This is a genomic window from Asaia sp. As-1742 (genome assembly GCF_011753235.1).
Taxonomy (GTDB): Bacteria; Pseudomonadota; Alphaproteobacteria; order Acetobacterales; family Acetobacteraceae; genus Asaia; species Asaia bogorensis_B.
This window is the reverse complement of record NZ_VWWA01000002.1, coordinates 300622-313605: the sequence shown is the minus strand read 5'-3', so window position 1 is coordinate 313605 and position 12984 is coordinate 300622. Positions and strand designations below refer to the sequence as shown.

Annotated in this window: 12 protein-coding genes; 8 read left to right on the top strand and 4 right to left on the bottom strand. The window is 56.1% G+C overall.

Going from position 1 to position 12984, the window contains the following annotated elements; genetic code table 11:
- The first annotated feature begins 93 nt into the window (after positions 1 to 93).
- The gene (locus F3J08_RS04080; RefSeq protein WP_205206700.1) at positions 94 to 1134 is read left to right on the top strand and encodes a YafY family protein; all 1041 of its coding nucleotides are present in this window, start codon (positions 94 to 96) and stop codon (positions 1132 to 1134) included.
- Positions 1135 to 1441: 307 nt separating this feature from the next.
- Here the strand turns inward: F3J08_RS04080 and F3J08_RS04075 are convergent, their stop codons facing one another.
- The 3 genes from F3J08_RS04075 to F3J08_RS04065 all read right to left on the bottom strand — a co-directional run bounded on the left by F3J08_RS04075 (position 1442) and on the right by F3J08_RS04065 (position 6843).
- Positions 1442 to 1975, bottom strand: coding sequence for a hypothetical protein (locus F3J08_RS04075; RefSeq protein WP_166928535.1), 534 nt, complete (start codon positions 1973 to 1975; stop codon positions 1442 to 1444).
- 40 nt (positions 1976 to 2015) lie between these two features.
- A complete protein-coding gene (locus F3J08_RS04070; protein WP_166928534.1) occupies positions 2016 to 4463 on the bottom strand; it encodes a dynamin family protein in 2448 nt (815 codons plus the stop codon).
- A 130-nt stretch (positions 4464 to 4593) separates the two neighbouring features.
- Positions 4594 to 6843: a hypothetical protein gene (locus F3J08_RS04065; protein WP_166928533.1), complete on the bottom strand. Its 2250-nt coding sequence runs from the start codon at positions 6841 to 6843 to the stop codon at positions 4594 to 4596.
- Between F3J08_RS04065 and F3J08_RS04060 the strand changes: the two genes are divergently transcribed.
- Positions 6820 to 7344 (top strand): hypothetical protein, encoded by a 525-nt coding sequence (locus F3J08_RS04060; RefSeq protein ID WP_166928532.1) that lies wholly within the window; start codon positions 6820 to 6822, stop codon positions 7342 to 7344. The two genes, F3J08_RS04065 and F3J08_RS04060, sit on opposite strands and share 24 nt — an antisense overlap.
- Positions 7345 to 7847: 503 nt before the next feature.
- On the opposite strand, the gene F3J08_RS04055 is transcribed toward F3J08_RS04060, so the two are convergent.
- Positions 7848 to 8732: a LysR family transcriptional regulator gene (locus F3J08_RS04055; protein ID WP_166928531.1), complete on the bottom strand. Its 885-nt coding sequence runs from the start codon at positions 8730 to 8732 to the stop codon at positions 7848 to 7850.
- Between the two features lie 118 nt (positions 8733 to 8850).
- On the opposite strand from F3J08_RS04055, the gene F3J08_RS04050 reads away from it, so the two are divergent.
- The 6 genes from F3J08_RS04050 to F3J08_RS04025 all read left to right on the top strand — a co-directional run bounded on the left by F3J08_RS04050 (position 8851) and on the right by F3J08_RS04025 (position 12945).
- Positions 8851 to 9012 (top strand): hypothetical protein, encoded by a 162-nt coding sequence (locus tag F3J08_RS04050; RefSeq protein ID WP_158625400.1) that lies wholly within the window; start codon positions 8851 to 8853, stop codon positions 9010 to 9012.
- Entirely contained in the window at positions 9005 to 9640 is a 636-nt protein-coding gene (locus F3J08_RS04045; RefSeq protein ID WP_166928530.1) for a glutathione S-transferase family protein, read from the top strand. The genes F3J08_RS04050 and F3J08_RS04045 overlap by 8 nt, the downstream gene beginning before the upstream one ends.
- A gap of 30 nt (positions 9641 to 9670) precedes the next feature.
- On the top strand, positions 9671 to 10774 hold the full coding sequence (locus F3J08_RS04040; protein WP_166928529.1) for an alkene reductase: 1104 nt from the start codon (positions 9671 to 9673) through the stop codon (positions 10772 to 10774).
- A gap of 112 nt (positions 10775 to 10886) precedes the next feature.
- A complete protein-coding gene (locus F3J08_RS04035; protein ID WP_062164577.1) occupies positions 10887 to 11561 on the top strand; it encodes a peroxiredoxin-like family protein in 675 nt (224 codons plus the stop codon).
- A gap of 67 nt (positions 11562 to 11628) precedes the next feature.
- Positions 11629 to 12045 carry a carboxymuconolactone decarboxylase family protein gene (locus F3J08_RS04030; protein WP_166928528.1) on the top strand — a complete coding sequence of 139 codons (417 nt, stop codon included), beginning with the start codon at positions 11629 to 11631 and terminating at the stop codon, positions 12043 to 12045.
- A 150-nt stretch (positions 12046 to 12195) separates the two neighbouring features.
- The gene (locus F3J08_RS04025) at positions 12196 to 12945 is read left to right on the top strand and encodes an SDR family NAD(P)-dependent oxidoreductase (protein WP_166928527.1); all 750 of its coding nucleotides are present in this window, start codon (positions 12196 to 12198) and stop codon (positions 12943 to 12945) included.
- The last annotated feature ends 39 nt before the right edge of the window (positions 12946 to 12984 follow it).

Below are 12984 nucleotides of genomic sequence, written 5' to 3'. Positions count from 1 at the left end.
TGAATGACATTCGATATACGTCAACCACCGTGAGACCTTCCAGCCCTTCCCAGACTTGAATAGGCGATTCCACGAAGCTTTGCGAAGTACCCCATGAGCAACGATTGTAATCACCAGATGCCCAAGAGAACCCCGCCGTCAGAAAATACGCGCAGAATGGGTAAATTGCGTCGTGCCCTGATGCTGGTCCATCTTCTGTCTGAGACAGATGAGGGGCTCACGCTCGACGAAATCGCCCATCATCTTGGTGTAAACCGGCGTACCGCCGAGCGTTTACGCGATACCTTGCGAAGCGAATTCGACATAGAGGAGCGTCTCGACGACCGCTCCAAGCGCTTCTTTATCAAGGAAAGCCTGCGACGCGTCTATGTCAAACCCTTGGTGAGCGAAGTCGCGGCACTGCAGCTCGAAGCCACTGCACTGAGCCAGGCCGGGGCTCAGCACGCCCCCCAGATTGAAAGCCTGTTAGGCAAGATAAAGTCATCATTCAATGACCGCGAACGAAGACGCGTTGCACCGGATCTTGAGGCCTTGGCACGCCTGCAACGCAGCCGGGTAATGGCCGGTCCCCTCAATGACTTTACAACAGATATCTTAACCACAATCCAATCAGCAATCCTTGCAGGATGCTGCGTCGAATTCGACTATAGCTCCGAGAGTACCCAGATTAGCCAATGGCGAAGAGTCATCCCTATGGGACTACTCTACGGGCAAACCACTTACCTGATTGGCTGTTTCCCGAGCAAGAATAATCAACCGCTGGACGAACCTGTCTTCTACCGACTGGATCGTATGAGCAACGCCTCCCTGTCAAAGCGCCTTGGCTGCGCACCCGAGGACTGGAATCTCGACGAGTGGTTGGCGCGGAGTTTTGGCATATGGCGAGAAGAAGATTATCTGGTTATTTTGCGGGTCTCGGCCGAGGCCCGCGACCGGGCCCGAAAATGGCGGTTCCATCCCGCCCAGCATCTCATCGATGATGGTACGGAGCTTGTGGTCAGCTTCAGAACGGGAGGCCTGCAGGAACTGGCAGACCATATCTTCACCTGGCGAGGTCAGATCCGGATTGAGGCGCCCGAGGAACTGCGAAAAACCATGCGCGAACGTCTAGAGAAGGCACTTCTGTCGATTTGAAGGCCCAGGATTTTAGCGCCGGAGACTTCGTTTCTACTTCCTATCTGCCCCACGAACGCAGCATCGACAATTTCATCCTGAACGGCAAAAAGTCGGGGATACACTCTGCGCCGAACATCAGGGTACGGAGATCTTCATCCGCATGCGGGGCCGTGTTTCCCCAGGCAATTTCGAGGCGGACACGATCTACGTCCTCGCCGGTCGAGCCCGCACATGGCTGATCCAAGACCTTTCGGGCTGGAACATTGGCGCAGGCAAGAGAACCACCCCGCATTCGAAAATGCAGGGTAATTTCGACAACAGTTCCTCACCCGGCCTGGAACCCGAAACGAAGGGGATCAAGCGCGAGAGGGCAATCATAGAGACCCTCATATTTTAGAGTATTGTTTTCCGCAGCGTTCTTCAGGACGGCACGCATGTTCAGTCTGTTCTGCGGGATAGCGTTCTCGGGCAGTATTGCCGTAAAAGCCACCACCACGTCCCAATCTTCATTTTGCGGACATGTATCTATAGGCTTGATTCCCATACGAGCACACTTGTTCGCCCATAGAGCTTCGGCACCAGCCCAACGTAGCGACGCTTCAGAAAACAGTTTAGCCGCAACGCCGGTGGTCGCCCCAATATCGCGTAACCGTCTTGCCTTGACGACTGCAGCAAAACAAACCCGGACAAGTTCGCCCTTCGGCGGCGTGGAGGAGCGTTGCAAATCCCGGTTGGGTGACATGCCAATATGATCCCTGACTATCTTGACGATGACACCACCCACGATCATTACCAGCACGCCAGCAATCACCGCCAGAACAACGCCCATATCCGCCGGGGTGGATCCTGATCCATTCATTCTAGTTCCCTTTGCAGCCAAACGCGAATGTCGTGTCGAATCATATGTCATGTCGGACGCAATCCTGCTCGTTTCTGGTCCAGCATGGAACATAAGGAGAGACATTCAGCAGTCTTCTGACTTTACTTCTATGATTACCGGCCTCGACGACATCTGCCTTATTCTTTTGATTTATCTCGTGCAAACTCTGGTCGATTGCCTGACGATAGCCATCGATACCTTTGCTTATTCTGGTTCGCAGGTTCTTGGAAAACACTTCCACGAGCGACAGAACGTATTCCTGCACGTCCTTCTGGCAGTGTGCAAAGTCCTGGCTTTTCTGGAAATCGGCGAACAAGTCGCCAAGCCCAGGAACATGAATGCCGCTGACCTGATACTCCTTCTGAACGGTCACTTCTATCCGATGACGCCAGAGAAATAAGGTACGTATCGATCTTTGATAGAGGATCTCCTGTTCTTCTCGCGTCTCGACCTCGCTCCAACGCTCAGCCTCACTGAAGAGATTGATCTTCCTGCCCTTGAAGGACGGGAACGTTATCTCACCTTCGAAAATCGTCTTCAGCCCGGTGAAATCTTGCAATTCATCCTTGAGCGCGACGGCCCCCCGTCTCTCTATCGCAGCCAGAAGCAGGGAAGCACACTCACGAAAAGCAATGACTGCACGATCTCCACTCCAGTTTGCGGAAAGCGGGATGACATAGCTTGCAATCTCGGACAGCTGCTCTGCAAACGCCTGAAGCGCCTTTTCCACCGCCTGAGCCTCTGCGCCATCATTGAATCGGCCGCCCGCGTAACAGACACGCCCGTACGGCGATGCGCGAAGGGCAACGATTGAGTCAGTGAATTCTGAAAGGGCCGGTGCCGCCGTCATCAGAGGAGAGATGACGGGTGTCTCTCCCATCAGGACGGCCTCCGTGTAGTCAGCCAATTCCCTAAAAGGACGAGTGAAGGCGCCTTCGTAGATATCCTTGATCGGCATTGTTAGCCGGAGTTCGCTCCCGGCCCGTTTTTCAATCTCCTCAAGAACCATGCCCAGAGTAAAGCCAGTCTCCTTGCCTCTCTCCGGCCCAGACTGAACCTGCTCTATCTTCCTAAGTACCGAAATCGTCTCATCGGCTTCCTGCGAGAGAACTTGCTCAATCACTGAGAGGCGTTGTTTGAGGTCAGCCGCCTCATTTTCGGACCGAAGCGTCCAGGCCTGTAGCAATTGGTCCAGATCGACCAGCAATTCACGGGCACGCTCTGTAACGTCGTTCATGGGCCCAGCCAGAGCGATCTCCGGGAGGTTCGCTGCTATGTGCTTGCCAAGCCTCTTTTCGAAGTCAATCGCATGGGAATACCGCAAGGTATCCTCAATCAGATGCCGGCGTTGATCATCCTTGAGCGTATCCAGCTTGCGTGGATAATCATCCCAGTATTCAGAGGGAAATATGGCCTTGAACCCGGCCTCTACCTTGCTGAAAAGGCTGCTCTGCAGGTTTTTGTCCGACCATGCGCTCGCAGCACTCGTAGCGAGGAGCGCAGGTAGTGAGCAGATGGTTCCGACGTCAATCTGCTCAATCACATCCGCCTCTTCCGGAAGCTCTGCCTTAAGGCCGCAACGCAGCTGATCCGTTACAAATGACTTGAAGCGGGCAAGACTGGCTGTCGGATCGCTATCGCTTCTCGAGAAAGCATCGATACGATTGAGAAGAAAAAGCATGCGTCCCAGTACGGCTGACGTCTTGCGCATGGACGTGACCTGACTGACGACCTGATTCAGCAATTCCCGTTGTTTCTTGTCATCAGTCTCTTCAGCATTATAAGCGACGAGACAAAGGGCATGCGTGATGTTCTCACGGATAACAGGGCCGTTGCGTTCATCATTCATGGCTTTCAGGCCCGGCAAATCGAGAATGGTTATCCTCGTCTCCTCAGGCAGGCCGAAATGCCGCTTCATCAGAGCAATACGAATGGGCCAGTCGATCTCGAAATGAAGCGCACCCAGCGACGGGTCTGTCCGCTCAGCCTCACGAAATGCGTCCATTGTCTCTTCGAGACGGCGTCGCATCTCTTCCGCATCCAGATTATCCCACTCTCCGGTTTCCCAGGTAGCGCCACGTGTGGACATAATCCTGAGCGTATGCCTATGGGGAGAATGCCGGATCTTCACCAGACCCGCACTCATCTCCTGCACGGCAGACGGCAGGATGCTGTCGCCAATCAGGAAATTTGCAAGCGTACTTTTGCCAGAGCTCGTTGTGCCCGTTGTCGCAATAACCAGTTCCGGCGACCGGGCATTCTCCAAAAGAGTCTGAAAAGCATTATCCAGCGCTTCGCGCTTTCGCGCCAGGCTCTCACGCCTCGATGGATCGAGCTCAGTAGCAAACGCGCTTTCGATATCCTGTGTGACAGCTGATATGTCCCTGACGCGCTGCTGCCAGTGCGTGGCGCAATCCTTGAACAGGTCTCTGAGATCGGGTGCTGGAGAGCTTTTGATTTCGTTCATTTCGTAATTTTCCTCTCTGACTTGTTTTCACGCGGCAGGATCGTTTCTGGACACAGGTGCGGCGGGCCATCACTCCAAACGCCCTCCCATGCGACAGGAAACAATCGCGGAGCCGCTCGATTTCCGGGCGTTAGCCAATTTCCGAAATGAGCAGATCATGGTTGTAAGCGATCATCTGAGGCGCGGCGCGCAACAGTTCGATCACCCTTCCGCCAAGAGGGACATCTGCCGGAATGCCCAACTGCTCGCGAAATACCTGCATGGGAATTTCATTGACGATCATCGCACGTGGCAGACCTGCGAGCTGACGCCAGCCCTCGCGCTCTTCCGATGTCCGGAGGCTGATGGTTGTCTCCGGTCGCTCATATTTGCAGGCTTCGAATACGTCACGAGCAACGTCCAATCCGTCGTTCCAACCCGTTACACCAAAAGAAGGCGCCGTCATTATGTCGTTGTCATTCGCAGACCACGCGAAATCATCCCGGGTCTGCGTGATCGTCGACAAGGTACGACGAAGGATTGCATATTGGCCAATCAGCCAAGCACGTTCCTGCGTACGCTCCCAAAATGTTGCCTTGCTCCAGAGAATACGAAGCTCATTGCGTGCAATATTTGCTAGTCTTTGCCCCTCAGCATGACAATCTGCCAGTTGTTCCTGCATCAGATTTTTTACGTCGTGACGTACGCTGAGCGCGATAGCCATGCCGCTCAGTAACGGAAAACGGCTTGCGGCACCCGCAGGCTGCTCACCAAGACTGGTTTCGTATTTCCCTGAAAGCACTGATGCGAGCTCATCAATAGCACCGAGCTCCCGCGAGGACGGCAACTCCCCTCTCCTCAACACCTCTGTGCAGTTGCGATAGCGTGTCATCAATTGGGTAAGCGTTTCCTGGATCCCTCGCAAGGTGACGAGGCCTGCAGCATGGACAGCAGATTCCTGGATGGCGACCAGAGTCTTTTCGAAACCGGTCCGCATTTCTTGACGTATCTCGGTCAACATTGTCATCTGCTGATCCTGGTTGGCCAGAACGCAATGGAGCATCGCATTGCTTTCTTTCACCAGAGCATCGATATTTCTGAATCCCGACTGGATATTCGCCTCGAGATCCACGATCTTTGCTTCCACTCGTTCGACATGTTCGAGGGTTTTCGCCGTGTCCTCTTTTATCGCTGAGAGATGATTATACGCGGCAAGAGCAATACCCAACGGAGGGGCCGTGAATAGAACTGCCATATTAAATGCCGGGGATTTCCCGATCTCGCGTAATCCCTGCGTTGCAGACTCAAGCGCCTCCCACGTCATTCCGGCGTAGTGAGCAACCTGACGATATACCTCCTGCGTCAGTGCCCCGGCTTTTCGCGCAACCACCATAATTGCATGGACAACCGGCGAGTGATCAATGGCGTAAACCAAAGTCACGCTCACCAACCCGCCCACGGCAGCACCGGCAAATTCCGAGACAACTTCGCGCACAAATGCGGGGATAACCGTCGCGTGCGTCTCCATGAACTTGTTGAGTACTTCCGCAATAACCGGTTGGATCATGCCCCCCACGGCAATCGAAAGAATACGCATTACCGCCGCGAGACGGGCCTCGGGGTCCAGGTTATCCTTGTTGAAGAGGATAATTTCGACTGACTGCATGATGCCAGCCCAGAAATTCCTCATCAGCCGCATGACGGACTTTGCAGTTCCCTCGAATATATTGATAACCGTGGTAATAATTTCGGCGAGCACGCCGGCACCGAAGCCGCTCACTCCCGCCTTGAAGATAGGCCCCGCCTTCGCCTTGATGCGTTCCCATGCTGCTGCAAGCGCATTACCCAGTCGAGCGAGAAATGGCCTGGGGTCCAGCTTTGTTTTCCAGTCCGGAGCGGACCTCCAGTCGTGTAACATTGCAGGCACTTCCGCATAGACTGCGGCAGACAGTTCCATGAGAATCAGACCAAGTGCCTGACGTCTGGCCATCCTGACGCCGCTACTCAAAGCACTGAGCGCTGTTGTCCCCAGAAAATCCCGGCTGGTATAATATGCCCGGTTATGTTCACTCCTATGACGACGCTCTGCTGCCTTCTCGTTTTCTTCCATCCTCTTCTTGTCTACCAGAAGCTTCTGCTGCTCCTTGTGGAGTGTTTTTTCAGCCCCATCCGGGGCAGTCCCATTCTGGATTTCAGCTTTTAATCGACGTACATATTCGGTTCGGGCCTCGTACTGCCGACTCAACTTCTCGGCGTAAGAAGTCGCCGGCATATCCTTCTTTGAACGATTCACGGACCTGTCGGTCGGCACGAGATTGCTGTCCTGATTGGCCAGCACACGAGGATCGAGACCTGATAGTGCAAAACGCCCGTCGTCATGGAGCGTTTTAGCGGCAATCACATGATCTCGATCGAATTTTTGACCCGGCAGGATCGGCTGACCAGTATGACCATCAATCAGCTTGCCCTGATCACGCAGAGCATTGAATTCCTTGCCCTTGGCGATATAGGCCTTGTCGCTGTGATATTCAGCGCTGTTGTACTCGCCCCGCGCCTTATGGGCCTGGGCATGGGCCTCTTTCTAGAATATTGGTTCCTGGCCGTTTTTCTGACTTTCGGTCACGTTGTGCAATGTATCGACGTGTCCATTCGCCTCGTCATCGCGAAACAGCAGGGCATCAAGCCCGCAACTGGTGATGAGACTCGTAAAGAGAACCTCACGATACTGCTCGAGAAGGGGACGGGACAACTGACTTTCCTGCTGCACTCCCGCTCCCGAGCGTCTATCCAGACCGGAACCAAGGCTATCGGAACATGCAGTCGTCATCTCAGTCGTTTCCTATCTTGCTTCTTGGGCCGTCAAACCGAACTCACGGCAGTCGAGATACATCGAAATCGTTAATTGTCTAATATGGGGTACTCAATATTTGAAAAGATCTGCCCGCCAGACACATCTAAGCGTTTGATACGACAGATCCGGTCGTATCTTGAGCATGAAATGCCCCGTCATCCGGCAATGTGTGCTAAGCGTACCAGTCAATAAGGTAATCACCCCCTCGACAGGCATGAAAAAAGCCTGAGCAGCTGGTTGCTGCCTTCCCCCGTACCAACAACCCAACAACCGGAAGCAGCTGGCCGTACACATCAGGCGCAGACCCGGGCGTCGCGCCAAGGATGTCCCCAGTCCAGTGGGCAAAAGAGCAACGCAGGGCCGAATGGCATGGCATCACGACGTCAACGCTACCAACCCGTGCAGAGGCTTCTGACTACCGGTCCTGTCGTATCCGAATGTGAGATCGTGTTCCACGAGCCGCCCAGCGATCCATGTTTGCCCCCACACCAAGAATCGTGAGGCCGATAACCATAAGGAAGGGACTCTCAAGGCCGACGGTGCCCCATCCAGAATCAGGAAACCGGCGCCATTAGAGACTGCACGAAATCTGCAAATTGTCTTGCCTTTGCGGTCATCATTCTACCCGTGGGGAATACAGCCCACAGGTCGATATCAGGCAAAGACCACGCCGGAAGCAGGCGCGTTACGGCGCCGTTCTCCAGTTCAGGGGCAAACATCCAGTCCGAGGTGATGGTCAGGCCCATATCAGCGAGTATGGCTGCCCGCAAGCCTTCGGCAGCGCTGACCCTGAGACGCCCCGCAACGGACACCGAGACAGCCGAGCCATCCCTGTGAAATGACCAGACATTGGGGAGCTGACTGTAAACGATCGCGTTGTGAGCAGCCAGATCGGCAGGGACCAACGGCATGCCCGCACGCGCCAGATAGGCTGGTGTGGCCAGCACCGAACGTTTGCCCGTCGCCAGCTTGCGCGCGACCGCCGAGGAGTCGACCAAAGCCCCCATACGCAGCGAGATATCGACCCCCTCGGCCACGAGATCGATCATCCGGTCATCAAGCAGAATATCCACATCGAGCTGCGGATGCGCATCGAGAAACGCTGGCAGCCGCGGTATGATGTGCAATCGTGCAAATGTTGTCGCCGCCGATACACGCAGGCGCCCGGACAGGCCGCTCCCTGCACCGCGCGCGGCCAGCTCCGCTTCGTCGGCCTCCTGAAGCGCATTGCGTGCGCGTTCATAATATGCCTGCCCTGCTTCGGTGGGTGTGAGGCCATGAGTGGAGCGTATGAGCAGGCTGACCTGTAGCCTCGCTTCGAGCTGTGCCACGATTTTCGACACAGCGGGCTGACCAACATGAAGCTGCCTTGCCGCCGCTGAGAATGAACCCGTCTCGACCACACGCACGAACGTGGTCATCGCCTGATATCGGTCCATCCTATTCCTCCCGGGAATGATGCTTATCGCATCGAGCCATCTGCCATGCCCAGTGAAACAGAGGCAAACCAGGCCTGCAACCCGGTCAGCGTCGGGGAAGGATGGAGCAGGGTTCAGGATGATCGTTCATTTCACTAACGCCGTATCAACACGACCGGTGTCGCATTTCATCTCGGCCTATCAGCTCACCGGTGACCTGCCACAAGCCATGGTCGCTGCCCTTCTCCCGGCGCTCTCCGCTCTTCTTGCAAAACCTGATGGAGGAACCGCTCATGATTGAGGTCTACGCTTTCGCGACGCCAAACAGCGTCAAGGTCACCATCGCGCTGGAAGAGCTCGATCTCGCCTATGCGCTACACGGCATCAATATCCGGCAAGGCGAACAGGGTACCACGGCCTTTACGACGCTTAATCCCAACCAGAAGGTTCCCGTACTGGTTGATCACGACGCGAGGGATGAGAAGCTCGTCCTCACAGAGTCTGCAGCCATACTCGTGTACCTAGCTGAAAAAACCGGCCGCCTTCTCCCTGCAACCGGGGCCGAACGGGCGCGCGTTTTCGAACAGCTTTTCTTTCACGCCTCTGCCCTGAGCCCCGCCTTCGGCCAATCGGGTTTCTTCCAGCGTTTCGCCAGCGAGAACCTGCCTCTCGCGATCGAGCGCTTCGACAAAGAGGCAAAACGCGTCCTGCAAGCGCTCGACACCTTGCTGGCGCACCGGGATTTCGTGGCAGGCGATCATTTTACTATCGCCGATATTGCCCATTTCGGTTGGCTCTGGCGGCGCAGTTTTCCCGGCCTCACCCTCGATGACACCCCTCATATCGCCCGCTGGTACGAGCGGATTGCGGCCAGACCTGGCGTTCAGCGCGGTATCGCCCGGGTTGAGACGCTCGCCGCCCCAAACTGATCCTTTTCTGATCGCTCCGAGGTCATTCCCATGAACAAACTTTTTACGCCCTTCGATGCCGGGGCGCTGTCGCTCGGCCACAGAATCGTCATGGCACCCCTTACGCGCATGCGGTCGGACCATACTGGCGAGGCCAATGCCCTCATGGCGCTGTATTACAGCCAGCGCAGCTCACCCGGCGGTCTTATCATCTCAGAGGCAACACCCGTTGCGCTCGAAGGATACGGCTATGCCGGCGCGCCGGGCATCTATGACGACTCCCAGATAGACGGGTGGCGCAAGGTGACCGAAGCCGTTCATGCACGCGGTGGCAAGATTGTCATGCAGTTGTGGCACGTAGGGCGACAGTCGCATCCTGATCTGCAGCCAGGTGGTGCAGCCCCGGTCGCGCCCTCTGCAATCAAGGCAGAAGGCGACGCCTATACGCCCAGTGGCCCTGCCCCGTTTTCCATGCCGCGTGCCCTCTCGCTGGAGGAAATTCCTGCGGTGATCGAGCGGTTCAGGAAAGGTGCCGCAAGGGCAAAGCAGGCAGGTTTTGATGGCGTGGAAATTCATGGCGCCAATGGCTATCTGCCAGACCAGTTCCTGCAGGACGGTACCAACCACCGCACCGATGAGTATGGTGGCCCGATCGAGAACCGCGCCCGCTTTCTGTTGGAAGTGACCCAGGCAGTCATGTCCGTCTGGGGGGCAGACCGCGTGGGTGTTCGCCTGAGCCCAAGTGGCACCTACGGCTCGATGTCAGACAGCAACCCCAAAGAAACCTTCGGTTATGTGGCGGAGCAGCTGGACAGGCTCGGCATCGCCTATCTGCATGTGGTTGAACCCCGCATCAAGGGCACGGAACTCATCGCCGAGAGCGAACCTGTGGCCGCGCGTGATCTGCGCGAGAGATTTCGGGGCACGCTGATCGCGGCAGGTGGGTTCGACAAAAACAGTGCCGCAGCCGTGCTCGCATCCGGTGATGCCGATGCCGTCGCCTTCGGCCGGCATTTCATCAGCAATCCCGATCTGCCTGAGCGCCTTCGCGAGGACCTTGCTCTGACAAATTACGACCGCTCGACCTTCTACGGCGGCGATGCTCGTGGCTACACCGATTATCCCTTCTTCGACGCCTCGACAGCAGAGCAATAACCACCGCGGTTATTCCACCAGGGAATGACCATTAGTCGCCCCTGCCATCATCCCTCCGGTACGGCGACCTCCTATCGTTAGATCCGTCACCAGATTTCAAGGAAACGAACCCATGACACTTCAGGCAAAGCTCGACGCCTTCAAGACCGATTTCGAAGCCGGAAAGCCCCCCTATAACGTTCCGCATAGCGTCATCGAAACCATGCACCGTGCCACCGCCGAGCTGGTTGCGTCCGGCGCTGCGGAAAAAGCCCTCAAAGCCGGAGACAAGGCACCCGTCTTTACGCTGAACGACCCTGAGGGCAACCCTGTCTCTTCTGCTGATCTTCTGGCCAAGGGGCCCTTGGTCATCAGCTTTTATCGCGGTGTGTGGTGCCCTTACTGCAACATGGAATTGCAGGCTCTCGAAGCGGCACTTCCCTCATTTCGTGAGCTTGGCGCCCATCTGATCGCGATCTCCCCGCAAACGGCGGTGAATAGCCGAAAATCAGTCCGCCAGAATGAACTGCAATTTCCGATCCTGTCTGACACGCATAATGACGTCGCCGCGCAGTTTGGCCTTCGCTTCACCCTGCCTGATTATCTGATTGAGCTTTACAAGAATCTCAAGAACGATCTGCCCGGTTTCAATGGTGACGACAGCTGGACGCTGCCTATGCCTGGCCGCTTCGTCATTGGTCAGGACGGCGTCATTCTCTATGCCGAGGTCAACCCGGATTATACGCGTCGCCCGGAACCTGCCGACATGCTTCCTGCCCTGCGCCACGCTACCCAGTCGGCCGACTGATCGCTCCATCCATACCGCCCCGGCTCGCGCAGGGGCGGAGTTTTTCACTGAGGATACGGAGAGAGATATGCGCTCCAATGACATGAGCAATCGCTTCACACGCCATTTGATGGGTGACGAACAATCCGCCAAGCTCATTTCGGCATCACAGTCAGGCACTTTTGGCGCAGCCATAGCCGGGTATGCAGTCGATCATGTTTTCGAGGACATCTGGACACGTGAAGGGCTCGATCAGGCGCGTCGAAGTCTCATCACCATGACCGTCATGGTTGCGCTGCGCCAGCCCCATGAATTCGGCCTCCATATGGGTTTTGCGCTCGATCACGGTATGAAGCTGAAGGAAATTGAGGAGGCTCTGATACAGATGCTTCCTTATGTGGGCTTCCCCGCCATTTCGGGTGTCATGCCTGTCGCTGCGAAGATCATTGCTGAGCGTGGACTCGACAAAAGCGAAGAGTATGAAGGCCATCGCGGTCTGCTCTGATCCCTCACCCAAGTACTGCACCCTACCGGTAGAACGGGCCGCGTCTCGCGCTCCCGATGACATCCAGCCTGCGGCGTTCACGAACCTCTCTGCGCCCCTCTAGCGCTTCGTGAGTACTTCACGGCGATCTGCCTTCGAAAAGGACCAGTTATGACGAAACTGCATCGAAAAACGGCCCTTGTGACCGGAGGAAGCAGCGGGCTCGGGCTTGCCATCGCAACGCGTTTCATCGCTGAAGGCGCATTTGTCTATATCACCGGTCGGCGACAGGCCGAGCTTGAGCGGGCTGTAGCGGCATTGGGCAGTCAGGCCGCCTCTATACAGGCCGATGTCAGTCTTCCCGGCGATATCGAACGCATGGTGGAAACGATACTGCGTGAACATGGGGCTATCGATATCCTGGTCGCCAATGCCGGTATCGTTCTGCCTCAAACCCTCGAACAGGCAACACAAGCCAATTACGATCGGACGTTCGATATCAACGTGAAAGGCCTGTATTTCACGATCAGCAAGGCACTTGGCCTGTTGCGATCTGGCAGCTCAGTCATCCTTGTCTCATCCATCGCTGCCAATAAGGGTGTGCCTGGCTATGGCACATACAGCGCAAGCAAGGCTGCAATACGCAGCCTGTCCAGAACCTGGACGGCCGAACTGGTCGAACGCGGCATACGGATCAATACCCTCAGCCCCGGACCGTTCGACACACCGATCATGGACAGCCAGGCCGATACGCCGGAAGGTGCCGAAGCCGTCAAGCGTCAATGGGCCGCGGCCGTGCCCATGAAGCGATTGGGGCGTCCAGAGGAACTTGCTGCGGCCGCGCTCTTTCTGGCTTCTGATGAAAGCAGTTATGTTGCAGGCATTGACCTCATTGTCGACGGTGGTGCGGCCGCGGTCTAGGGCTCCGTGGTAACCACAGGATTGCGATCACCAGTACGG